Below are 21,903 nucleotides of genomic sequence, written 5' to 3'. Positions count from 1 at the left end.
TCACCCTACTGGCGAACCCTTCCCCGGAGACATCACTGCGTACAGCCGAGGCGCTCCTGCATGCTCGTCATGCGGTCGATCTCCGCCTCCTGGGTCTCGATGATCGACTGCGCCACCGCGAGCACCCGCGGCTCGGAGCCGAGTTCGATGACCGCCTCCGACATCGGGATCGCCCCCTGGTGGTGACGGATCATGAGGCCGAGGAAGTCGCAGTCGGCCTGCGTGCCCGTCGCCGCGCGCAATGCGTCCAGCTCGGCGGGGGTCGCCATGCCCATCTCGGCCTCCAGCTCGGCCGCGGTCGGTGCCTCGGCGTCTCCGCCGCCGTGTCCCGTGTGCGCGTGCTCGGTGCCGGCCATCCATCCCATGAGCGGTCCGCCCGACTGCGGCAGGCCCCAGCTCACCAGCCAGCCGTACATCTCACCGCGCTGCCCGGACTGCCCGGTGGCGATGTCGTACGAGAGTGCGCGCACCTCGTCGTCCTCGGTCTTGCGGTAGATCTCCATCGCCATCTCGATGGCCTGGGCGTGGTGCACCTGCATGTCGCGGGCGAAGCCCGCTTCGGCCGACGCCGTGCCGGGCGCCGCGACGGCGCTGGCGGCACCGAACATCGAGAAACGTCCGACGGCGAAGGCGAGGGCGGCGATGCCGAGGGCGACGAGCACGATCAGCGCCCACCGCGGGAAGCCGCGGCGCGAAAGGGTCGGGTCGGTCATCGGCCCCTGATCACTGACGGCCCGGGCCGTCGATGGCGCCGCTGCAGGTCGCGTTCGGCTCGGGGGCGTTCTGGCTGCGCCAGTACTCCTCGAAGAACTCCGTGATCCGCTCGTCGTCGGCCGAGTCGACCTTCAGCTGCGCGTTCCAGGCGCTGACGGCGATCGGGGTGTCCATGCCCTCGTAGGGCGAGAGGATCGCGTGGCTGGACGGCAGGTAGCCCTCGAGGGTCTCGATGTCGTCGGCGGAAACCTGGGCGGGGTCGTAGGTCACCCACACCGCGCCGTGCTCCATGGAGTGCACCGCGTTCTCGTTGACCTGCGGCTCCGTGTACACCCCGCAGTTCAGCCACACCGCGTTGTGGGGGCCGCCGACCGGCGGGGTCTGCTCGTAGTCGACGGTGCCGTCGACGTGGTCGGTCGCGAGCTCGAAGGTCTCGACGCCGTCGATCTCCGCACCCGTGCTGTCTAGCGCTCCGTAGGTCGGGGGCGGGGCGGGGGCGAAGACGATGGATGCCACGATGGCGGCGATGACGGCGACGGCGGCCGTCGATCCGACCGCCCACCACACGACCTTGCTGCGGCGGCGCTTGGCCAGCTGCCGCTGATACTCCGCGAGCTTCTCCTGCTTCTTCTGCTCGCGCTGCTGCTTGACGGTCTGGTTGATCTCGGCCTGAGTGGCCGGATTGCCGCTGGCGCGCTTTCCGGACGGACGGGAGGACGATGGCGGGGTCATGGCGTGGGCTCTCGGGTCTGGCGCGACAGGCGCGTCGAAGCAGGAGGACGCCCCCATCTTATGCGCGCGTATGGGCGCGAGCCCTGGGAGCAGGCTCGTAAACAACCTCGCATCCGCTAGACTCGGGAGGTCTTCGAATCGATTCGACGCGCTGTGCGACATGTCCCGCCGCCACGTCTCGACTCCGCCCTTCCCCCGCCGCCTGTGTCAGCGGCGCGACGCCCGCCACGAAACCGAGAGTGACTGTGCTCGATACCGCCTCCCAGCCGATCGTCCCGCCCGCCTCCGCCCACGCGCGCCCGACCACGGGCGCGATCCGCGCCCTCGGCGCCAACCCCGCCACCGCGCCGGTGATGCTTCATCCGGGCGACGCCATCCCCGCGCGCAAGCGGGTGCTCTACATCGTCCTCCTCGGTGCGCTCACCGCCCTCGGCCCCTTCACGATCGACCTCTACCTGCCGGCATTCCCCGTGCTCGAGGACGACTTTCAGACCACGGCCGCCGCGATTCAGCTGACGCTGACGGGAACGATGATCGGATTCGGCGTCGGGCAGCTGATCGTCGGTCCGCTGAGCGATCGGGTCGGGCGGCGGGTGCCTCTCATCGCGGTGACGGCGCTGCACGTCGTCGCCAGCGTCGCCGCCGCGCTCGCGCCCACGCTGATGCTCTTGAGCGTCTCCCGCGTGTTCATGGGGATCGGTGCCGCCGCCGGCGGTGTCGTCGCCATGGCGATCGTGCGCGATCTCTTCGGCGGCAAGCGCCTCGTGGTCATGCTGAGCCGGCTCGCCCTGGTGACGGGCGTGGCGCCGGTCGTCGCTCCTCTCCTCGGTGCCGGACTTCTGGCCGTGATGCCGTGGCGCGGGCTCTTCGTCGTGCTCGGCGTCTACGGCGCCGTCCTGCTCGTCTGCGCGATCCTGCTCGTGCCCGAGACCCTGCCACCGGCGCGCCGCGGTGGGAAGGGCGGCGCAACGGTTCTCCAGCGCTACAGGAGCGTCCTCAGCGACCGGGTGTTCCTCGGGGTGCTGGTGATCGGGGGCATGACCTTCAGCGGACTCTTCTCCTATCTGTCGGCCTCGTCGTTCCTGTTCCAGGAGAACTACGGATTCGACGCTCAGCAGTACGGGCTGCTCTTCGCGGTCAACTCCCTCGGTCTGGTCGCCGGCGTGCAGACGGCCTCTCGGCTCGCGGCCCGTTTCGGGCCGCAGTGGGTGCTCGCGGGATCGACCGCGACGCTCGTGCTGTCATCCGCGTCGATCATCGTGCTCGATCAGCTCGGGTTCGGCTTGTGGGGCACCGTCATCCCCCTGTTCGTCTTCATGACGGCCTGCGGATTCACCTTCCCGTGCATCCAGGTGCTCGCCCTGGACCGCCACGGCAAGGCAGCGGGCACCGCGGCGTCCCTCCTCGGGGCGGTCAACTTCGGTGTCGCGGGTCTGGTCTCCCCGGTGGTCGGTTGGATCTCGCAGGGCACGGGCATCACCGGCACCTCGATGGCCGTCGTCATGGTCGGCTGCGGTGTGCTGGCGGTGCTGGCCCTCTGGTTCGTCGTCCGGCCCCGCTCGGTCGCACAACTGACGCCCTGAGCGCAAGCCCTCCCCCAGGAGGATCGCCTGTCGCGGCAGAATAGGCCGATGGACACCGCGACGGCGCCGAGGATCGATCGACGTGCCTGGGCGGTGCCGCTGGTGGCGGGTGTCGTCCTCGTTGCGCTCTCCGTCGGATTGGGCGCCTGGATCTTCGCCCGGGGCAACGAGCCGTTCGACATCGATGCGGACTGGAACATCCTTCTCGCAGGCTGGTCGTCGCCCGTCGTCACCGCCTTCTCGCAGTTCATGAACGTCGTGGGCGCGGGGTGGTTCTCGATCGCCGTGGTGCCCCTGACCGGTGCGCTGCTCTTGATCGTGTTCCGCAGACCCTGGGGAGCGCTGTTCCTCGTGGTCTCCTTGGCCGCGTCGGCGGCGGGTGTGCAGCTGCTGAAGCAGACCTTCGGGCGGGCGCGACCGGAGGACATCATCGTCGTCAGTGATTACGGCTCCTTCCCCTCCGGACATGCGGGGAACGCCGCGACCGTGGCCGCGATCGCACTCGTGCTCTTCCCTCGGGTGTGGGTCGGGATCGTGGGCGCCGCGTGGACACTGCTCATGGCCTTCAGCCGTACCTATCTGCATGCGCACTGGCTGAGCGACACCCTCGGCGGTGCGCTCATCGGCGCCGGTGTCACCCTGCTGCTGGCCGCCGCCTTCGCCGTGCCCCTCGCCAGAGAAAGGCGACGGCGAACGGATGCCGCGGCGCAGCCCGCATCGCTACTGTGAACCCATGACCGAGACGGAGTCGTCCGATCCTGATGCGGTGGCCGCTGCCGAGCTCGCAAGGCTGCGCGCCGAGGCCGATGCCGCGGAGGCGGAGCTGAAGGCCGCCCGCGCCCGCGCCGCGCTGGCAGCCGCCGAGGCGGCGGCCGCCCGCGCCGGCGCTGCACGGCCGGAGACGCCGCCCGCCGAGGAGGCGGATCCGTCTCCGCCCAGACCCGCGCCGGAGGGGCCGCTCAGCGAGACGGAGGTCGCGGCCGTCGTCCAGGGCTACACCTTCGAGGGGCCGGGGCTCGACCTCGGGGCCCTGGTCAACGGTCAGGCACTGCCGGCCGCGCAGGTGCGCATCCCGTTCGGGATGCTGAACCGCCACGGCCTGGTCGCCGGGGCGACGGGAACCGGCAAGACCCGCACCCTGCAGCTGCTCGCCGAGCAGATCGCCGCGGGCGGGGTCCCCGTCTTCGCCGCGGACATCAAGGGCGATCTCTCGGGCGTCGCAACCCCCGGCGTCGAGAGCGAGAAGCTGCGCGAGCGGACACGGGGCATCGGGCAGGACTGGGAGCCCGCGGCATCCGTCACGGAGTACTTCTCGCTGGGCGGGATCGGCGCGGGTGTGCCGATCCGCGCGACGGTGTCGGCCTTCGGTCCGCTGCTGCTGAGCAAGGTCCTGGGGTTGAATCAGACTCAGGAGTCCAGTCTCGGCCTGGTGTTCCACTACGCCGATGCCAACGGGCTCGCCCTGGTCGACCTCGCGGATCTGCGCGCGGTGCTGACCTATCTCACCGGCGATGAGGGCAAGGCGGAGCTGAAGCAGCTGGGAGGTCTCTCCGCGGCGACGGCGGGGGTGATCCTGCGGGAGCTCATCACCTTCGCCGACGGCGGCGCCGACGTCTTCTTCGGCGAGCCCGAGTTCGACGTCCGCGACATCCTGCGTACCGCGCCCGACGGCCGGGGCATCATCAACCTGCTCGAGATCCCCGGCGTCGCCGACAAGCCCGAGCTCTTCTCCACGTTCCTCATGTATCTCCTGGCGGAGCTGTTCGAGATCCTCCCCGAGGTCGGCGACCTCGACAGGCCGAAGCTGGTGTTCTTCTTCGATGAGGCGCACCTTCTCTTCCGCGACGCCTCGAAGGACTTCGTCGCCGCGATCGTGCAGACCGTGCGCCTGATCCGGTCCAAGGGCGTCGGGGTCTTCTTCGTCACCCAGACGCCCAAGGATGTGCCCTCCGATGTGCTCGCCCAGCTCGGGTCGCGGGTGCAGCACGCGCTGCGCGCCTACACGCCCGAGGACGCCGCCGCCCTTCGTGCGACGGTGCGCACCTACCCGACCTCGGGGTACGACCTCGAACGCGTCCTGCAGGAGCTCGGCACGGGGGAGGCGATCGTGACCGTGATGAGCGAGAAGGGAGCCCCCACGCCCGTCGCATGGACGAGGCTGCGCGCCCCGCTCGGGCTGATGAGCCCGTCGGCTCCGGAGCAGATCCAGGCCACCGTCGCCGCCTCCCCCCTCCTCGCCGGGTACGCCGAAGCCGTCGACCGGGAATCGGCGCGGGAGATCCTCACCGAGCGGATGAACGCCGCCGCCGAGGTCGCGGCGGCAGCCGACGCCGCCGCGGAGCAGGCCAAGATCGACGCCGAGCTGGCGAAGCAGCGCGCAGCCCTGGACAAGGCTCAGGCCGATGCGGAGCGGAAGGCGCAGAAGGAGTACGAGCGCCTGCTGAAGCAGAGCGCCGGCGCACGCTCGACACGCACCGCGCGCCGTGCCGACCCGTCGCCGATCGACCGGGTGCTCGGCTCGAAGGCGACGCAGAGCATCCTTCGCGAGGTGATCCGCGGCGTCTTCGGCACCGCGCGCCGCTGAGTGGGAACCCCGGCTCGCGGACGCCGACACGAGGGTAGCCTGTGGGCATGGCGACGAAGCCCCCCACCTCCGACATCGACGAGAACGACCTGAAGGTCGGCGACCGCAAGAAGGTTGCGGTCGGTGTGCCCGCGGTCCTCCACGCCCTGCAGATGTCGTACGAGCAGATGGGCGCCGTGCGCAGTGCCCAGACCCTGCTGCGGGTGAACCAGAAGGATGGCTTCGACTGCCCGGGGTGCGCGTGGCCCGAGGAGGACAAGCGGCACATCGCGGAATTCTGCGAGAACGGGGCGAAGGCCGTCGCCGAGGAGGCGACGCTTCGTCGGGTCGGCCCCGATTTCTTCGCCCGGCACAGCGTCGCCGAGCTTCGCGAGCGGGACGACTACTGGCTCGGTCAGCAGGGGCGTCTCACGCACCCGATGATCCTCGACGAGGGCGCGTCGCACTATCGCGAGGTGTCGTGGGACGACGCGCTGAGGCTGATCGCCGAGGAGCTCCGCGGGCTCGACGACCCCGACGAGGCGGTGTTCTACACCTCGGGCCGCACCTCCAACGAGGCGGCTTTCCTCTACCAGCTGCTCGTGCGCGGGCTCGGCACGAACAACCTTCCGGACTGTTCGAACATGTGCCACGAGTCATCCGGATCCGCGCTCACCCAGACGCTCGGGATCGGGAAGGGGACGGTCTCGATCACCGACATCCACGAGGCCGACCTGCTCATCGTCGCCGGGCAAAACCCCGGCACGAATCACCCCCGGATGCTGAGCGCGCTGGAGAAGGCCAAGGCGCGGGGTGCGACGATCATCGCCGTCAACCCGCTCCCGGAGGCGGGCCTGATCAGATTCGAGAATCCGCAGACGCCCAAGGGGATGATCCTCGGCGGCACGCGGATCGCCGATCAGTTCGTGCAGATCCGTCTCGGGGGCGATCAGGCGCTCTTCCAGGCCATCGGCAAGCATCTGCTCGAGATCGAGGACCGCGACGGCGGAGTGATCGATCGCCCCTTCATCGACGCCTACACCTCGGGCTTCGAAGAGTATCGGGCCGCGATCGCCGCGGTCCCGTGGGAGGAGCTGGTCGTCGCGACCGGAATCGCCGAGGAGCGGCTCCGCCACGTCGCCGAGACCGTCCGCACCTCCAAGGCGACGATCGTGTGCTGGGCGATGGGCCTGACCCAGCACAAGCACTCCGTGCCGACCCTTCGCGACGTCGTCAACGTCCTGCTCCTCCAGGGGAACATCGGTCGCCCGGGCGCGGGGGTCTGCCCGGTGCGCGGTCACTCCAATGTGCAGGGCGACCGCACGATGGGGATCTACGAGAAGCCCTCCACGGCGTTTCTCGACGCGCTCGATCGCGAGTTCTCCTTCGCGGCGCCCCGGGAGTGGGGCTACGACACCGTCGAGGCGATCCGCGCGATGCGCGACGGGCGGGTGCGGGTCTTCTTCGCGATGGGCGGGAACTTCGCCAGCGCGACCCCCGACACCGCCGTCACCGAAGCGGCGCTGGCCTCCACCGACCTGACCGTGCAGGTCTCCACCAAGCTCAACCGTTCGCATCTGGTGACCGGTCGACGCGCGATCATCCTGCCGACGCTCGGGCGGACCGATCGCGACCGCCGTGGCGGGGGAGAGCAGCGGGTCACGGTGGAGGACTCCATGAGCGCCGTGCACGCCTCCCGCGGGAGGCTCGCCCCGCCCTCGGACGACCTTCTCAGCGAGGTGGCGATCATCGCGCGGCTGTGCCGGCTGATCTTCGACGACCGCGACGGCGGCGCAGCCGACGCCTCGCCCGCGACGCCGCCGCTGGCGGCGCAGCCGGCGCCCGAGGAGATCGATCGGCGACAGGTGGAGCGGGACACGGTGGAGGGGGAGGGCTCCGACCCCGCCGGGGTCGACCGTCCCCGCAACGTGCCGCACGCGGACTGGTCCGCCCTGGAGAACGACTACGCGCTGATCCGTGCCCACATTGCGCGCGTGGTGCCGGGATTCGAGGACTTCGAAGCGCGGATCGCCAAGGGGCGCACCTTCATCCTTCCCAACGGACCCCGCGACGCCCGCACCTTCGCCACCGAGACCGGTCGGGCGATGTTCACCGCGAACCGCCTGGAGTACCCCGAGATCCCGACCGGGAGGCTGCTGCTGCAGACCCTGCGCTCGCACGATCAGTACAACACCACGATCTACGGCAAGGACGATCGCTATCGCGGAATCCACGGCGGGCGTCGCGTGGTCCTGGTCAACGAGCACGACCTCGGTGCCCAGGGGCTGCGCGACGGCGACCTGGTCGATCTCGTCTCGGAGTGGACGATGACAGACGGTGCGGTCCAGGAGCGCAGGGCCGAGCGCTTCCGGGTCGTCGCCTATCCCACACCGCGCGGCAACGCCGCGGCCTACTATCCCGAGACGAACGTGCTCGTGCCGCTGGACTCCGTCGCCGACGTGAGCGGCACACCGACGTCGAAGTCGGTCGTGGTCCGCCTCGAACCTGCCGCCGCGGCGCCCGCCTAGGCTGAGGGCGTGCACACCGCCGCCGTCATCACCGTCTCCGACCGATCCGCCGCCGGCACCCGTGTCGACGAGAGCGGACCGATCGCCGTCGCGGCGCTCCGGGAGGCCGGATTCGACTGCGCCGAGGCTGTGGTCGTCGCCGACGGCGCCGAGAGCGTCGAGCGGGCCCTCACCGCCCAGGTCATCGCAGGGGTGAAGCTCGTGCTCACCACGGGCGGCACGGGTGTCGGCCCCCGCGACGCCACCCCGGAGGGGACCGCGCGGATCCTGACGCGCGAGCTGCCCGGTATCGCCGAGGAGCTGCGGCGCCGCGGCGCCGCGGAGAAGCCCGCCGGCATGCTCACCCGGGGTCTCGCGGGAGTGGTGGATCCGCACGGCGTCCTCGTGGTGAATCTGCCGGGATCCCCCCGCGCGGTGGCCTCGGGCATGCCGGTCGTCCTCTCCGTCGCCCGCCACGTCCTGGATCAGCTCGCCGGCGAGGACCACCGATGACCCGTGTGCGTGTGGCGCGGATCAGCGCCGACCCCCTCGATCTGGCCGTTCACCTCGACGCCGTGGATGACCCGACGGCCGGTGCGGTCACCACTTTCATCGGACGGGTGCGTGATCATGATCCGGATGCCGCGGCCGCGGTCCGAGCGCTGGAGTACACCTCGCACCCCGACGCCGAGACGGTTCTCGCCGCGCTCGCCGCAGAGGTCGTGGGAGACACCGACGCGCTCGTCGCGGTGAGTCACCGGGTGGGGAGCCTAGGCGTCGGAGACGCCGCCGTGATCATCGCGGTCGCCGCGGCGCATCGGGGCACCGCCTTCGAGGTCTGCCGTCAGCTCATCGAGCGGATCAAGTCGGAGCTGCCCGTCTGGAAGCGGCAGATCGAGGTCGACGGCACCGCGACCTGGCTGGGCCTCGGAGGCTGAGCCACCGGCGTCGGAAACCCCCTGTCGGGTCACCCGCCGGCGAAGGGCGGAAGCACGTCGATGACGGCGTCGTCACCGAGCTGCTGGTCGTCCTCCACCCGGCTGCCGCCCACGAGCACCGCGCAGCGGGGGAGCAGCCCCGCCATCCCGGGGCGTTCGGCGACCAGAGCCGCGCGGAGGGCGCCGAGCGTCGGTTCGGACCGGGTCTCCTCACGGGTGCCGGCGATCTCCTCGGCGGCGGCGAAGTACCTCACGCGTGCCATCACGCGCTCGCGGGGTCGTCGTAGCGTCCGGCCAGGTCGATGACGGCGGCGAGCGCGGCGCGCACATCGTCGGGCGACCCGCCGGCGCGGCCGGCGGCGAGCCCGGCGACGAAGGCGCCCAGAGGCGCGCCGGGGCGGGCGACGCCGTTCGCGACCTCCCGGGCGAGGTCGAGCACGCCGGCGACGGGCACCTGAGAGGCGTCGAGGTCGAAATGCGAACGCATCAGCTCCGCCCAACGGTCCAGTGCTTCCGGCGGCAGCGTCCGCGGTGTGGGTGTCTCACTCACGATTCCCGTCCTCCCCGGCGCGGCGCGCCGCCTCAAGATCCTCCCACGTGTCGACATCGAAGGAGAGGGCCGCGGCGCGATCGGAGGAGAGGGCCGCGGCGCCCCCTGAGTGCGGGTCGCCGACGACCGTGACGGCGAGGTCGGCCACGAGCTCGCGGACGGCGGCGTCACGGCCGCTCCGCGGCATCCGCTCGATCTGCGCCCCGAGCGCGCGGGATCGGAAGAGACCCACCAGGAACTGCGGCCTGCCGGTGGCGTCGCCGAGGCAGACCGCGTCGACGTCGGCTCCTACGAGCGGCGCCGCGGCGGTGAGGAGGGGCACCGCCGCGTCGGCTCGGGGCAGATCGCAGGCGAGCACGAGCGTCCACGCCGGAACCGCCGCGACCGCGCTCGTCATCGCGTGGAATCCGGCGACGACGCCCGCCACCGGACCGCCGAACGGTGGATCCTCGCGGGTCCATCGCACGGCGCCGGCGGCGGGCATCACCGGACCGACGCCGATGATCGGATCGGCGCCCGCACCGGTCGCGGCGGAGACGGCGATGTCGAGGAGCGTCCGGCCCCCGACGGTCTGCAGGGGCTTGACCGCTCCGTCCAGCCGCCGCGCGCGTCCGCCGGCGAGGAGGATCGCCGAGAGGTCGATCATTCCCCGGGGCGGACCCATGTGCCCGAGCGCCCGCCCTCCTTCGCCACGATCCGCACGGCCTCGATCGACGTGGACTTGTCCATCCCCTTCACCATGTCGACGATCGCCAGGGCGGCCACCGTCACCGCGGTGAGGGCCTCCATCTCCACGCCCGTGCGGTCGGCGGTGCGGACGGTCGCCTCGACGGCCACACCCTCGTCGTGGACGGCGAGGTCGACGCTGGCTCCGTGAACGCCGATGACGTGCGCGAGCGGCAGCAGCGTGGGCGTGAGCTTGGCCGCCTGGATCCCGGCGATGCGCGCCACGGCGAGGACGTCGCCCTTGGGAACCGTGCCCTCTCGCAGGGCGGCGACCACGGCAGGTGCGCAGCGGACGAAGCCGCGCGCGGTGGCGGCGCGGACGGACGGGGTCTTCTCGGTGACGTCGACCATGCGGGCCCGTCCGTCGGGGTCGAGATGCGTGAAGCTCATCCCCTCAGCATGACATCGACCATCGCACCCGGTTCGACCCGTTCGACCTCGGCGGGGACGACGGCGAAGACCTCGGCCTGCGCGAGTCCACCGGCCAGGTGCGAGCCCGAGCCGCCGGCCGTCGCCGGCCGCACGAGCCAGCGCGCTGGATCGCGGCGATCCAGCACGGCCGGCAGATACTGGCGCCGACCGGGGGGTGTGGACCATCCCGTCCCCGCGGCCACGCGCAGTACCGGTCGGTGCAGTTCGGTCCGGCCGGCCATGAGCAGAAGGGCGGGGCGCACGAACACCTCGAACGACACCGCGGCGCTGACCGGGTTGCCCGGAAGGCCGAACAGCAGCGTCCCGTCCGCGAGGTGCCCGAACCCCTGCGGCTTGCCGGGCTGCATGGCCACGGCGGTGAAATCCATCTCGCCGGTGGGACCGAGCGTGGACTTCACCACCTCGTAGGCGCCCGCGCTCACACCGCCCGAGAACACCACGGCGTCCGCGGCGGCGTCGCGTGCTGCGGCCAGGGCGGGGCGGAGGCCCCCATCGTCATCGGCGACGGTCGTGCGCAGCACCACCTCGGCTCCGGCGTCGGCGACGAGACCGGCGAGGAGGAGGCTGTTGGACTCGGGGATCTGGCCGCGCGCGAGCTCGGCGCCGGGGGAGACGAGCTCGGACCCGGTCGAGATCACCGCGACCCGCGGCCGTCGCCGCACCCGTACGACCTCGACGCCGGCCGCGGCGGCGGCGCCGAGCTGGAAGGCCCCGAGCAGCGTTCCCGCCTCGACCACCTCGTCGCCGGGCGCAAGGTCGTCGCCGCGGCGGCGACGGTGGGCGCCGCGGGCTCGCGGGGTGCGCAGTACGCGGATCTCGCCGAGCGAATCGTCGAGGCCCCCGGCGGTGTCTTCGAACGGCACGACGGTGTCGGCGGCGGACGGCATGGCCGAACCGGTCATTATCCGGGCAGCCTCGCCGGGGCCGAGCGGGGGATCGAGGGGGCTCCCCGCGGGGAGGTCTGCGACGACGCGCAGGATCGCAGGTGTCGTCGACGCGTCGGCGACGTCATCGAAACGCACGGCGAAGCCGTCCATCGCCGAGTTGTCGAAGACCGGGATCGGCACGCGCGCGTGCACCGGTTCGGCGAGGGTCAGACCGCGCGCGGCATCGACGGCCACCGAGATGACCTCGCTCGGGCGCACCGCGGCGAGGACGGTGTCGCGGTGCTCCTCCACCGAGCGCAGGGGTACACCGGCGCTCACGCGTGCGCCTCGGCGGGTGTGCTGGTGGCTGCCACCCACGCCGTGTAGCCGCCGGAGAGCACCGTGGCCTCGACGCCGGCGGCGCGCAGCGCCTCAGCAGCTCGTCGGGCGCGTCCGCCCGCCTGGCAGACGACGACGACGGGGCCGGTGAACGCGGCGGGTGCGGCGAGGACCTCGGCGAGCGGGCGGAGGATCGACCCCGGGATGACACCGCGTGCGGTCTCCCAGGGTTCGCGGACGTCCAGCAGTGCCGCACCGCCCTCCCGCGCCGAGCGGAGCCCCGCCGCCGCGATCTCGGGGACGTCGACGGCGGGAGGGGACACGGGGGCAACGGCGGCCCGAGAGGCGGCGAGGGGCACCTCGCTCATCACCGCGCCCCAGGCGTCGATGACGAGGATGCGGCCGAGCAGCGGTTCGCCGGCACCCACGATCAGCTTGACCGCCTCGGTGGCGAGGAGTCCACCGACCTGGAGGCACAGCGGCCCGAGCACCCCCGCCTCGGCGCACGACGGCGCATCGTGCGCCGACCCGGTCGGGTAGAGATCGTTCAGCACGACGCGTGAGGCGCCTCGTGGGGGATTCGACCAGAACACCGTCACCTGGGCCGCGGCCCCCTGGAGAGCGCCCCACACCAACGGGATCCCGAGCGACTCGGTCGCCGCGGCCACCGCCTCGCGTGTGAGGAAGCTGTCGCTGCCGTCCACCACGAGGTCGGCGCCGCGGAGCAGGTCGGCGGCGTTGCCGTCGGTGAGTCGCTCCCGTCGGGAGCGGACCCGGGTGGTCGGTGAGAGGCCGCGTGCCACGCGTTCGGCGCTGGCGGTCTTGGGTCTGCCGAGGTCGTCCGCGCGGTGCAGGACCTGTCGCTGGAGGTTCGACAGCTCCACCACGTCGTCGTCGATGACCGTCAGCGTCCCCACTCCTGCGGCGGCGAGGGCCAGGATGACCGGAGAGCCGAGGCCTCCGGCCCCGATGACCGCGACGTGCGCGGCGGCGAGGCGCCGCTGGCCCATCTCGCCGAGCCCGGGGAGAACGGCGTGCCGGAGCGTGCGCTCCTGCTCCGCGGCCGGGAGCGGCGGTGCCGGGTCGACAAGGGGTGGCAGTGGCATGTCCTCAGGCTATCCCCGCGCAGAAAGACGCGCTCGGTGTCCGCGGGTGCGGAGATATAGTCGGAGATATGCCGAACTTTCGGATATCCGACGCCGCCGCCCTGCTCGGGGTGAGCGACGACACGGTGCGGCGGTGGATCGATCAGGGAACGCTCGAGACCACCGGTGCCGCGCCCGCCGAGATCTCGGGAACGGCCCTCGCCGCTCAGGCTCTCGCCCTGGCGAAGCAGGCGGGCGATCCGACCGGCGTGCTCTCCAGCGCACGGAACCGATTCGTGGGGCTGGTGACGCGGGTCCAGCGTGACGGGGTGATGGCCCAGGTCGACATCCAGTCCGGGCCGCACCGGGTGGTGTCACTGATGTCGTCCGAGGCCGTGGACGATCTGGGACTCGAGGTCGGATCGCTCGCCGTGGCATCGGTGAAGGCGACGACGGTCACCGTGGAGGTGCCGCGCTGACGATCCCGACCTCCGGCGTGCGGTCGGCTGCGCGCCGTCGCATCCGACTCCTGACCGTCGTCGTCCTCGCCGCCGGTGCCGCCGTCGTGTCCGGGTGCGCCGGTGCGTCCGTCGACTCCGCCGACCCGGCCGGCGCCGGCGACGGGCTCACCGGCAGTCTCACCGTCTACGCCGCGGCATCCCTCCAGACGGCCTTCGATGAACTGCTGGTGCTGTTCGCCGAGGAGAATCCGGATGTCGCGGTGCAGCCGCTCGTCACCGACGGGTCGTCGGCGCTGGCCACCCAGATCATCGAGGGTGCGCCCGCGGACGTGTTCGCCAGCGCCGACGAGCGCACCATGCGGGAGGCGGTCGACGCGGGCGCCGCCGCCGACCCGGTGGTGTTCGCCGAGAACACCCTCGTGCTCATCACTCCAGCGGCCAACCCCGCGGGCATCGACGATCTCGCCGACCTCGCCGGAGCCACCGTGGTGCTGTGCGAACCGGACGTGCCCTGCGGTGCGGCCTCAATAACCCTGCTCGATGCTGCGGGAGTGGAGGTCGACCCCGCGAGCGCCGAGCAGAACGTCACCGCGGTCCTGACCAAGGTCGCCGCCGGGGAGGCCGACGCCGGTCTCGTCTACGCCACCGACGTGCGGGGGCGGGACGACGTCGAGGTGATCGTGCCCGACGGGGCTGCCGACGTGGTCAATCGCTATCCGATCGCCGTGACGACGCGGGCCGCGTCGGGCGAGGTCGCCCGCGCATTCCTCGACCTCGTCACCGGCCCTGCCGGTCAGCGGGTGCTCGCCGACGCGGGTTTCGCGCCGGCGCCGTCGTCTCGAACCCCGTCTTCGACACCGTGACAGCCCTTCCCCGCCCGCCGCGGATGTCGGCACCGGCCCCCGCCGTTCCGCCGATCCTCGCCGTCCCCGCCGTTCTCGGTCTCGCCCTCCTCGTCGTGCCTCTGGCCGCACTGGTGTCGCGGGCGGAGTGGTCGACGCTCTGGGCCGACGTCACGTCGCCCGCTGCGCTGTCGGCCCTGCTGCTGTCGCTGCAGACGGGGACCGCGGCCACCGTGCTGTGCGCCGTCCTCGGTATCCCTCTCGCCCTGGTGATCGCGCGCGCATCGGCGCGGACCGCCGCGGTCCTGCGGGCGATCGTCACGGTGCCCCTCGTGCTGCCCCCGATGGTGGGCGGGGTGGCGCTGCTGTTCCTCTTCGGGCGCAGCGGTTGGCTGGGCCCGGTGCTGGATGCCGCGGGCATCAGACTGCCGTTCACCACCGCGGCGGTGGTGCTCGCCCAGGCCTTCGTCGCACTGCCCTTCCTCGTGCTGGCGCTGGAGGGGTCGCTGCGTGCGATCGGGAGCCGGTTCGAGGAGGCGGCGGCCTCGCTCGGGGCCGGTCGCTGGACGATCCTCGCCCGGATCACCCTGCCGCTGGCGGCCCCGGGACTCGTCGCCGGTGTCATCCTCTGCTTCGCCCGGGCGGTGGGGGAGTTCGGCGCCACGGCCCTGTTCGCCGGCAACGCGCCGGGGATCACACAGACCATGCCGCTGGCCATCTACAGCGCCTTCAACGGTGCGGGCGTGTCGCAGGGGACCGGGGTGGCGCTGTCGCTCCTCCTCCTCGCCACGGCGCTGATGGTGCTCCTGCTCGTCCGCGCCTGGCGGCCCGGGAGCCCTCGATGACGGCGGGGCGCCTCGAGGTCGAGGTCGACGATCAGCCGCGAGGCGACATCCGCCTGTCGGTCTCGTTCGTCGCCGAGCCCGGCGAGGTGGTCGGCATCATGGGTCCGAGCGGCGCAGGCAAATCCACCCTCCTCGGGCTCATCGCCGGGACGGTCCCCCTGGAATCCGGACGCGTCATCCGGGACGGCCACGTGCTGTCCGCCCCCCGCCGCCGCGTTCCCCCGGCCTCCCGCGAGGTGGTCCTCCTCGGCCAGGATCCGCGCCTGTTCCCGCATCTCTCCGCCGTCGAGAACATCGCCTTCGGCCCGCGTGCGCGGGGCGTCGCGCGGGGGAAGGCGCGCGCCGAGGCGGCATCCTGGCTCGAACGGGTCGGGCTCGCCGGGCTCGGCGACCGGCGGCCGGGCGAGCTCTCGGGCGGTCAGCAGCAGCGGGTCGCCCTGGCGCGGGCGCTCGTGACCGAGCCGGCCGTGCTGCTGCTGGACGAACCGTTCACCTCGCTCGACCCCGTCACCGCCGACGATCTGCGGGCGGTGCTGCGCCAGCAGCTCACCGCGACGGGCGTCACCGCGGTCGTCGTCACCCACGACGCCCTGGACGCCGCCGTCCTCGCCGACACGCTGATCGTCCTCGAACGGGGCACGGTCAGCCAGCGGGGGCCCACCCGCGAGGTGCTGACCGCACCCGGGACGCCCTTCGTCGCCCGCATCGCGGGTCTGAACCGCATCGAGGGGGTCGCACGCGACGGGGCGTGGGAGCGCGACGGCCGGCGGATCGTCCCCAGCGACGAAGCCGGGCGAGCCGTGCTCGCCGCGGCGGCGGGCCGCCCGGTGTGGGCGGTGTTCCGACCCTCGGCCGTGACGGTGGCGATGCGCGATGCGACGGTGTCGATGCGCGACGCCGCGGGCGCCGGCGCCTGGCCGGCGCACATCGTCCGACACGAGGCGACGCCGTCGGGCGTGCGTCTCCATATCGATGAGCCTCCCCTGCACGTCGACGCCGACCTCTCCGACGCCGCGCGCTTCCCCGTCGGCGCCCCGGTCGCCGTGACGCTCGACCCATCGGCGGTCCGCCTGACGAGGTGACCGGAGGGCGGGCGGCGGGTGCCGGCCGGTGGATAGACTCCCCGCGTGCCGCGCCTTCGCCCCTTCCACCCCGGTGATGAACCGGCGCTCGCGGAGATCTGCCTCCGCACCGCCGACGACGGCGCCGACGCCACCGGCCTGCTTTCGGACGACGGTCTGTGGGCGGCGCTGTTCGTCCTCCCCTACGTCTCGCGGCACCCCGATCTGGCGTGGGTCGTCGAGACCGACGATGCCCGAGTGAGCGGCTACCTCGTCGGCACCCCCGACACCGCGACGTTCGAGGAGTGGTTCGGTCGGGAGTGGTGGCCGAGGGTCGCACCGGAACGGCCGGCGCCGGGGGCGCCCGAGGGCCGGCACGCCGATCTGATCCGGTACGCCGCCGCCCGCGGGACGACCCCGCCCCGGTACGCCGCCGAGTACCCGGCGCACCTGCACATCGACCTCCTCCCCGAGCTGCAGGGCCAGGGGTGGGGGCGCCGACTCGTCGAGCGCTTCCTCGCCGCACTCCGGGACCGGGGGGTGCCGGGCGTGCACCTGGTCGCCTCCGCCGGGAACACCGGCGCTTCGGCCTTCTATCCGCGGGTGGGTTTCACCCCTCTGCCGTCCGAGCCGGGCGAGAGAGCCTTCGGGATGCGGCTTGACTGACCCTACCCCCTTCCCGCAGGGGTAGCCTTCGACGCATGGACGACCTCTCCGCTCCGACCGGTCGCGAAGCCGCCCTCGTCGCCGTGCCGCGCGAGGACGGCACCGCCCCGCGGGCGCTCGTCCTCGGCGCGACCGGCTACATCGGTGGGCGGCTCGTTCCGCGTCTGCTGAACGCCGGCTATCGCGTGCGTGTTCTCGCCCGTGATCCCCGCCGCGTCGCGGCCTTCGCCTGGGGGGAGCGGGTCGAGATCGTCGCGGGGGATGCCGCGGACGCGACCGTCATGGCCGAGGCAGCCGCCGACGTGGACGTGCTGTACTACCTCGTGCACTCCATGTCGGCCGGCCGCGGCTTCGAGAGCGCCGACCGGGAGGCCGCCGAGACCGTCGCGCGCGCTGCCGCGCGCGCCGGGGTCACGCGCCTGGTCTACCTCGGCGGCCTCCACCCCGACGGGGTGCCGCTCTCCGCGCATCTTCGGTCGCGTGTCGAGGTCGGGCAGGTGTTCCTCGACAGCGGGGTGCCCACGCTCGTGCTCCAGGCGGGCGTGGTGATCGGATCCGGCTCGGCGTCGTTCGAGATGGTCCGCCACCTCACCGACGTGCTGCCCTACATGCCGGCACCGCGCTGGGTGCGCAACCGCATCCAGCCGATCGCGGTGCGCGACGTGCTGCACTATCTCCTCGGTGCCGCCCGCGTCGCCCCGGACATCAACCGGGCTGTCGACATCGGGGGTCCCGATGTGCTGCGCTACGGCCAGATGATGAACGGCTACGCGATCGAGGCCGGCCTCCCGCAGCGTGCGATCGCCGCTCTGCCGGTGCTGACGCCGCGACTGGCGTCGCACTGGGTCAACCTCGTCACCCCGATCCCCCGCTCCATCGCCCGCCCGCTCGTGGAGTCGCTGCAGAACGAGTGCGTCATGAAGAACCAGGATGTCGACGCCCTCATCCCGCGTCCCGAGGGTGGACTGATGCCCTACCGCGAGGCGGTGGCGCGGGCGCTCGGGCGCGTGGCGGAGGACGCCATCGAAACGAGCTGGCAGGACGCCGAGGTGCTTGGGGTTCCGAGTGATCCGCTGCCGAGCGACCCGAACTGGGCGGGGAAGGCGGTCTTCGTCGACGAGCGCACGGCCCGCACCACCGCCCCTCCGGAGGCGCTGTGGCAGGTCATCGAGGGGATCGGCGGCGAGAACGGCTGGTATTCCTCCCCGCTGCTCTGGGCGATCCGCGGCTGGATGGACCGCGTCGTCGGCGGGATCGGCCTGGCACGCGGTCGCCGCAGTCGCGCGCGCCTGGTCGTCGGCGACGCCCTGGACTTCTGGCGGGTCGAGGCGATCGAGCCGGGGAGCTTCCTCCGTCTCCGCGCGGAGATGAAGGTGCCGGGGCTGGCGTGGCTGGAGCTTCGGGCGCGACCCGAGGCGGGCGGCTCACGGTACGAGCAGCGCGCCGTGTTCTTCCCCCACGGCCTCTCGGGGCGCCTGTACTGGTTCGCCGTGCTTCCGTTCCACGGCTTCATCTTCGCGGGCATGGCCAATCGCATCGCCGCGGCTGCCGAGACGGTTGTCGGAAGCGGTGCGCGACCGACCGTCACCTCATCGTCCTGAGCCGCTCACGACGCCGGTGGGCTCGAGCCGTACCACGCGGTCCACGAGACCTTGGGGCACCTCGGCGTGCGAGATGAGGATGACCGCCTGCTCCGACCCCGTGGCCGAGAGCAGATCCCGGAGGAGATCGTCGGCGGCGGCCGGGTCGACGCCGGCGGTGGGCTCGTCGAGGATGAGGACGGGGAAGCCGCGGAGGAGCGCTCGCGCGAGCGCCAGCCGCTGCGCCTGACCGCCCGAGATCCAGGCGCCGCGCTCGCCCACACGGGCGTCGAGACCGCCGCGCCGCCTCACCCAGTCCGCCAGCCCCACACGCGCGAGCGCGCGCTCCAGCTGGGCGTCGGTGGCCGTGGGCCGCGCGAACAGCAGGTTCTGGCGGATGTCGTCGTCGAAGAGCATCGGATGCTGCTCGACGAGACCGATCGTGCGACGGACGTCGTCGGGGGACAGCGCGCGGACGGGCACACCGCCGATGTCGTAATCGCCGTCGACCTCGAGGAAGCGCACGAGCGCGTGGGCGAGGGTCGTCTTGCCGGCGCCGCTGGATCCTGACACCAGAATGCGGTCACCGGGCGCGACGTCGAGATCGACGTCGCGCAGCGCCGGAGCGTCTGCTCCCGGCCACGTCACCGACACACCGCGGAGGGACAGACGCTCGCCGAGGGACGGTCCCGTCCCGGTGGCGGGGACGCCGCGGTCGGACACGAGTTCGACGGGGAGGGCGTCGGGGACCGCCTCGGCGACGCGGGCCGCCGCAGCGTGCACGCGCCGCCACGCCGCCGCCGCCAGCGGCACGACGGTGAAGACCTCGAAGACCGCCATCGGCACGAGGACGACGACGGCGAGTCCGGGGCCCGACAGTGCGCCCGCGGCGACCGCGGGTGCGCTGACGAGGACCGCGGCGATCGAGGCGGCGCCCGCCGCCGCCGATACGACGGCGGTCGTGGCCGCCTGAGCGCCGGCGCGGCGGACGACGGCGCGTCGCAGGGCCTGGTCGGCGGTGTAGATGCGCGCCCGGCTGGTCTCGGCGGCGCCGAAGGTCTGCAGGACGTCGAGGGCACCGAGGTGATCCACTAGCGCCTCGGTCACCCGCGCCCGCAGGGGCGCCACGGCCCGTTCGGCGCGAGAGCCCGCCACCCAGCCCCAGGCTGCGGCGGTGACGGCCGCGACGACCAGGCAGCCGAGGAGGGTCAGGGCGGCGGGCCACCACACCAGACCGACGAGGACGACCGACAGCGCGGCGACCAGGGCGGAGGATGCCAGGGGCTGGACAACCCGGAGGGGAAGGTCCTGGAGCTCGTCGATGTCGTCGACGAGGGCACCCAGGATCGAGCCGCTCCTGGTTCGGCTGAGCCCGTCCGGTGCGAGCGGGACGAGCCGTCTGACGAGGTCGGTGCGGGTGCGCACGAGCTGGCCGAGCGCCGCGTCGTGCCCGAACAGCCGCTCCAGATAGCGCGCGCTTGCCCGGGAGAGGGCGAAGAAGCGCACCCCCACGACCGCCAGCGACAGGTAGAGCACCGGCGGCTGCTCCGACGCGCGCACGATGAGCCAGGCGCTGACGGCGAGCAAGGCCACGGCGGACGCCTCGGCGGCGAGCCCGGTCAGGATCGTCGGCACCAGCCGCCGGGCCGGCGGCAGTGCGCCGCGGAGGAGCCTCACCGCGGTCGTCGGAGCGTCAGGCCGAGACATGAGGGGCCCCCTCGATGGTCATCGGCGGGGTCTTCCGTGGCGCAGCGTTCTGCGATCCCGCCCCTATGGTGACGACCCGGTCGGCGATCCGGCGGGCGCTGAGACGGTGGGAAATGAGCAGCACCGCGCTACCTTCGTCGGCCAGCGACCGGATCGAGCGCCACAGGCGCTCCTCCGTCTCGGGGTCGAGGGCGGCGCTGGGCTCATCGAGGGCGAGGAGACGCGCTGCGCGACCGCGCGGATCGCGCAGGAGACGGTAGATGGCCCTCGCCACGGCGACGCGCTGCGCCTGGCCGCCGGACAGGCCCGCTCCTCGCACGCCGAGGGTCGTCGACGGTGAGACCCCGTCGGCGCAGGCGAGGCCGAGCGCCCGCCGCACCAGCGTCTCATCGGGGGCGGGGTCGCCGAGGGCGACGTTCTCGGTGACGCTGCCCTGCAGAAGACCCGCGTCCTGCCCGGCCCACGCCAACCACGCGGCAGGCGCGAGTTCGCCGACTGCCCGTCCCTGCCAGCTCGCCGTGCCCTGGGCGTCGGCGGCTCCCCGAAGAGCCGCGAACACGCTGCTCTTCCCCGCCCCGCTCGGGCCCGTGAGAACAGTGACGGTGCCAGGGGACGCCTCGAGGTCGACGGCCTCGAGAAGCGTCTCGCCGCGCCACACCCGCAGGCTTCTCACGACCAGACCCCGGCTCTCCTCCCCGCCGGGCCCCGCAGCATCCGATCGGTACGTACCCTCTTCCCGGAACCGGTCCTCGGCGGTGTCGAGCACATCGAAGATCTCCTCGGTCGCGGCGACGCCCTCCGCCGCCGCATGGAACTGCACCCCCACCTGACGCAGCGGCAGGTACGCCTCGGGGGCGAGGAGGAGGACGAACAGGCCCACGGCGAGGGGCAGCGCTCCGTCGAGGAGCCGGAAGCCGATCGAGACCGCGACGATCGCCACGGCGATGCTGGCGAGGAACTCCAGGGCGAACCCCGACAGGAACGACACCCGCAGCACCGTCATCGTCTCGCGGCGATACCGCGCGGTGGTCTCGGCGATGGAGTCGACGGCGCGCTCCTGGCGCTGGAAGAGCCGCAGGGTGCCCAGCCCCCGCACGACGTCGGCGAAACGGGCCGCGAGCCGGCCGAGCGTGTCCCACTGACGCTTCTGCACCGCGCGGGTCGCGAGACCGATGAGCACCATGAAGAGGGGGATGAGGGGGAGGGCCAGGGCGACCGTCACCGCCGAGATCCAGTCCTGCCACCACATCACCGCGATGATCAGCGGGATCGCGACGACGGTGAGCACCAGCTGCGGCAGATAGCGCCCGAAGTAAGCCTCCAGCGCCTCGAGCCCGCGGCCGGCCGTCACCGCCAGGCGCGTGGAATTGCGCCCGGCCAGCCAGCCGGGGCCCAGGCGATCGATGGCCGAGAGGACGGCCTCCCGCAGCTGCGACTGCGCACGCGCGGCCGCGCGCGTCGCCGCGGCCTCTCGCGCCCAGGCGAGGCCGGCGCGCAGGGCGACGACGGCCGCGAGGGCGGCGAGGATCCGCGCGAGCTCGGCCGGCGGCATCCCGTCGATCGCGCCGACGATCGCCCGCGTGAGCAGCCAGGCGAAGGCGACGACCACCACCGCCTGAGCGAACCCGATCAGCACGAGGAGCGCGAAGAACGGACGGGATGCCGCGGCGTAGCGGAGAAGCCGAGGGTCGACGGGACGAGCCATG

Annotated in this window: 22 protein-coding genes; 12 read left to right on the top strand and 10 right to left on the bottom strand. The window is 72.7% G+C overall.

Annotated elements, in window-relative coordinates; all coding sequences use genetic code 11:
- Positions 1-32: 32 nt before the first annotated feature.
- Together MA875_RS09575 and MA875_RS09570 are read right to left on the bottom strand one after the other, a co-directional pair.
- Positions 33-713 carry a DUF305 domain-containing protein gene (locus MA875_RS09575; RefSeq protein ID WP_248242061.1) on the bottom strand — a complete coding sequence of 227 codons (681 nt, stop codon included), beginning with the start codon at positions 711-713 and terminating at the stop codon, positions 33-35.
- Between the two features lie 10 nt (positions 714-723).
- Complete coding sequence (locus tag MA875_RS09570; RefSeq protein WP_248242060.1) at positions 724-1,446, bottom strand: thioredoxin-like domain-containing protein; 723 nt, start codon at positions 1,444-1,446, stop codon at positions 724-726.
- Positions 1,447-1,691: 245 nt separating this feature from the next.
- Here MA875_RS09570 and MA875_RS09565 point away from each other — a divergent pair, with 245 nt between their 5' ends.
- The 6 genes from MA875_RS09565 to MA875_RS09540 are packed head-to-tail and all read left to right on the top strand — an operon-like array spanning position 1,692 to position 9,037.
- The gene (locus MA875_RS09565) at positions 1,692-3,029 is read left to right on the top strand and encodes a multidrug effflux MFS transporter (protein ID WP_372492562.1); all 1,338 of its coding nucleotides are present in this window, start codon (positions 1,692-1,694) and stop codon (positions 3,027-3,029) included.
- Positions 3,030-3,077: 48 nt separating this feature from the next.
- Positions 3,078-3,758 (top strand): phosphatase PAP2 family protein, encoded by a 681-nt coding sequence (locus MA875_RS09560; protein ID WP_248242059.1) that lies wholly within the window; start codon positions 3,078-3,080, stop codon positions 3,756-3,758.
- A 4-nt stretch (positions 3,759-3,762) separates the two neighbouring features.
- Entirely contained in the window at positions 3,763-5,613 is a 1,851-nt protein-coding gene (locus MA875_RS09555) for a helicase HerA-like domain-containing protein (RefSeq protein ID WP_248242058.1), read from the top strand.
- A 47-nt stretch (positions 5,614-5,660) separates the two neighbouring features.
- Entirely contained in the window at positions 5,661-8,120 is a 2,460-nt protein-coding gene (locus MA875_RS09550) for an FdhF/YdeP family oxidoreductase (RefSeq protein ID WP_248242057.1), read from the top strand.
- Positions 8,121-8,129: 9 nt separating this feature from the next.
- Entirely contained in the window at positions 8,130-8,612 is a 483-nt protein-coding gene (locus MA875_RS09545) for a MogA/MoaB family molybdenum cofactor biosynthesis protein (RefSeq protein WP_248242056.1), read from the top strand.
- Positions 8,609-9,037 (top strand): molybdenum cofactor biosynthesis protein MoaE, encoded by a 429-nt coding sequence (locus MA875_RS09540; protein ID WP_248242055.1) that lies wholly within the window; start codon positions 8,609-8,611, stop codon positions 9,035-9,037. The genes MA875_RS09545 and MA875_RS09540 overlap by 4 nt, the downstream gene beginning before the upstream one ends.
- Before the next feature lie 29 nt (positions 9,038-9,066).
- On the opposite strand, the gene MA875_RS09535 is transcribed toward MA875_RS09540, so the two are convergent.
- The 6 genes from MA875_RS09535 to MA875_RS09510 are packed head-to-tail and all read right to left on the bottom strand — an operon-like array spanning position 9,067 to position 13,056.
- Positions 9,067-9,300 carry a MoaD/ThiS family protein gene (locus tag MA875_RS09535; RefSeq protein WP_248242054.1) on the bottom strand — a complete coding sequence of 78 codons (234 nt, stop codon included), beginning with the start codon at positions 9,298-9,300 and terminating at the stop codon, positions 9,067-9,069.
- The gene (locus MA875_RS09530; RefSeq protein WP_248242053.1) at positions 9,300-9,587 is read right to left on the bottom strand and encodes a DUF6457 domain-containing protein; all 288 of its coding nucleotides are present in this window, start codon (positions 9,585-9,587) and stop codon (positions 9,300-9,302) included. The genes MA875_RS09535 and MA875_RS09530 overlap by 1 nt, the downstream gene beginning before the upstream one ends.
- Positions 9,580-10,251, bottom strand: coding sequence for a molybdenum cofactor guanylyltransferase (gene mobA / locus MA875_RS09525; RefSeq protein WP_248242052.1), 672 nt, complete (start codon positions 10,249-10,251; stop codon positions 9,580-9,582). Before mobA ends, MA875_RS09530 begins: the two co-directional genes overlap by 8 nt.
- A complete protein-coding gene (moaC, locus tag MA875_RS09520) occupies positions 10,230-10,703 on the bottom strand; it encodes a cyclic pyranopterin monophosphate synthase MoaC (protein ID WP_248242051.1) in 474 nt (157 codons plus the stop codon). Before moaC ends, mobA begins: the two co-directional genes overlap by 22 nt.
- Positions 10,700-11,950, bottom strand: a complete 1,251-nt coding sequence (locus tag MA875_RS09515) for a molybdopterin molybdotransferase MoeA (RefSeq protein WP_248242050.1) — start codon at positions 11,948-11,950, stop codon at positions 10,700-10,702. Before MA875_RS09515 ends, moaC begins: the two co-directional genes overlap by 4 nt.
- Positions 11,947-13,056 (bottom strand): HesA/MoeB/ThiF family protein, encoded by a 1,110-nt coding sequence (locus tag MA875_RS09510; RefSeq protein WP_248242049.1) that lies wholly within the window; start codon positions 13,054-13,056, stop codon positions 11,947-11,949. The genes MA875_RS09515 and MA875_RS09510 overlap by 4 nt, the downstream gene beginning before the upstream one ends.
- Positions 13,057-13,124: 68 nt before the next feature.
- On the opposite strand from MA875_RS09510, the gene MA875_RS09505 reads away from it, so the two are divergent.
- The 6 genes from MA875_RS09505 to MA875_RS09480 are packed head-to-tail and all read left to right on the top strand — an operon-like array spanning position 13,125 to position 18,511.
- Complete coding sequence (locus MA875_RS09505; RefSeq protein WP_248242048.1) at positions 13,125-13,514, top strand: TOBE domain-containing protein; 390 nt, start codon at positions 13,125-13,127, stop codon at positions 13,512-13,514.
- 17 nt (positions 13,515-13,531) lie between these two features.
- Positions 13,532-14,359: a molybdate ABC transporter substrate-binding protein gene (modA, locus tag MA875_RS09500; protein ID WP_248242047.1), complete on the top strand. Its 828-nt coding sequence runs from the start codon at positions 13,532-13,534 to the stop codon at positions 14,357-14,359.
- Positions 14,360-14,382: 23 nt separating this feature from the next.
- Positions 14,383-15,183: an ABC transporter permease gene (locus MA875_RS09495; protein WP_248242128.1), complete on the top strand. Its 801-nt coding sequence runs from the start codon at positions 14,383-14,385 to the stop codon at positions 15,181-15,183.
- Positions 15,180-16,265, top strand: a complete 1,086-nt coding sequence (locus MA875_RS09490; RefSeq protein WP_248242046.1) for an ABC transporter ATP-binding protein — start codon at positions 15,180-15,182, stop codon at positions 16,263-16,265. The genes MA875_RS09495 and MA875_RS09490 overlap by 4 nt, the downstream gene beginning before the upstream one ends.
- Positions 16,266-16,310: 45 nt before the next feature.
- Positions 16,311-16,910 (top strand): GNAT family N-acetyltransferase, encoded by a 600-nt coding sequence (locus MA875_RS09485; RefSeq protein WP_248242045.1) that lies wholly within the window; start codon positions 16,311-16,313, stop codon positions 16,908-16,910.
- Positions 16,911-16,945: 35 nt separating this feature from the next.
- Positions 16,946-18,511: an SDR family oxidoreductase gene (locus MA875_RS09480; RefSeq protein WP_248242044.1), complete on the top strand. Its 1,566-nt coding sequence runs from the start codon at positions 16,946-16,948 to the stop codon at positions 18,509-18,511.
- Here the strand turns inward: MA875_RS09480 and cydC are convergent.
- A complete protein-coding gene (cydC, locus tag MA875_RS09475; protein ID WP_248242043.1) occupies positions 18,500-20,197 on the bottom strand; it encodes a thiol reductant ABC exporter subunit CydC in 1,698 nt (565 codons plus the stop codon). The genes MA875_RS09480 and cydC overlap by 12 nt on opposite strands.
- Positions 20,184-21,902, bottom strand: coding sequence for a thiol reductant ABC exporter subunit CydD (cydD, locus tag MA875_RS09470; RefSeq protein ID WP_248242042.1), 1,719 nt, complete (start codon positions 21,900-21,902; stop codon positions 20,184-20,186). The genes cydC and cydD overlap by 14 nt, the downstream gene beginning before the upstream one ends.
- Between the last annotated feature and the right edge of the window lies 1 nt (position 21,903).

It is taken from the genome of Microbacterium kunmingense, assembly GCF_023155745.1.
GTDB classification, from domain to species: Bacteria; Actinomycetota; Actinomycetes; order Actinomycetales; family Microbacteriaceae; genus Microbacterium; species Microbacterium kunmingense.
This window is presented reverse-complemented; position numbering and strand designations above follow the sequence as displayed.

What these genes read in the sequence shown, in the direction of transcription:
- MA875_RS09575 (WP_248242061.1), bottom strand. Translation starts at nt 713, where the DNA reads ATGACCGACCCGACCCTTTCGCGCCGCGGCTTCCCGCGGTGGGCGCTG.
- MA875_RS09570 (WP_248242060.1), bottom strand. Translation starts at nt 1,446, where the DNA reads ATGACCCCGCCATCGTCCTCCCGTCCGTCCGGAAAGCGCGCCAGCGGC.
- MA875_RS09560 (WP_248242059.1), top strand. Translation starts at nt 3,078, where the DNA reads ATGGACACCGCGACGGCGCCGAGGATCGATCGACGTGCCTGGGCGGTG.
- MA875_RS09555 (WP_248242058.1), top strand. Translation starts at nt 3,763, where the DNA reads ATGACCGAGACGGAGTCGTCCGATCCTGATGCGGTGGCCGCTGCCGAG.
- MA875_RS09550 (WP_248242057.1), top strand. Translation starts at nt 5,661, where the DNA reads ATGGCGACGAAGCCCCCCACCTCCGACATCGACGAGAACGACCTGAAG.
- MA875_RS09540 (WP_248242055.1), top strand. Translation starts at nt 8,609, where the DNA reads ATGACCCGTGTGCGTGTGGCGCGGATCAGCGCCGACCCCCTCGATCTG.
- MA875_RS09535 (WP_248242054.1), bottom strand. Translation starts at nt 9,300, where the DNA reads ATGGCACGCGTGAGGTACTTCGCCGCCGCCGAGGAGATCGCCGGCACC.
- mobA (WP_248242052.1), bottom strand. Translation starts at nt 10,251, where the DNA reads ATGGGTCCGCCCCGGGGAATGATCGACCTCTCGGCGATCCTCCTCGCC.
- moaC (WP_248242051.1), bottom strand. Translation starts at nt 10,703, where the DNA reads ATGAGCTTCACGCATCTCGACCCCGACGGACGGGCCCGCATGGTCGAC.
- MA875_RS09510 (WP_248242049.1), bottom strand. Translation starts at nt 13,056, where the DNA reads ATGCCACTGCCACCCCTTGTCGACCCGGCACCGCCGCTCCCGGCCGCG.
- MA875_RS09505 (WP_248242048.1), top strand. Translation starts at nt 13,125, where the DNA reads ATGCCGAACTTTCGGATATCCGACGCCGCCGCCCTGCTCGGGGTGAGC.
- MA875_RS09495 (WP_248242128.1), top strand. Translation starts at nt 14,383, where the DNA reads ATGTCGGCACCGGCCCCCGCCGTTCCGCCGATCCTCGCCGTCCCCGCC.
- MA875_RS09490 (WP_248242046.1), top strand. Translation starts at nt 15,180, where the DNA reads ATGACGGCGGGGCGCCTCGAGGTCGAGGTCGACGATCAGCCGCGAGGC.
- MA875_RS09480 (WP_248242044.1), top strand. Translation starts at nt 16,946, where the DNA reads ATGGACGACCTCTCCGCTCCGACCGGTCGCGAAGCCGCCCTCGTCGCC.
- cydC (WP_248242043.1), bottom strand. Translation starts at nt 20,197, where the DNA reads ATGTCTCGGCCTGACGCTCCGACGACCGCGGTGAGGCTCCTCCGCGGC.
- cydD (WP_248242042.1), bottom strand. Translation starts at nt 21,902, where the DNA reads ATGGCTCGTCCCGTCGACCCTCGGCTTCTCCGCTACGCCGCGGCATCC.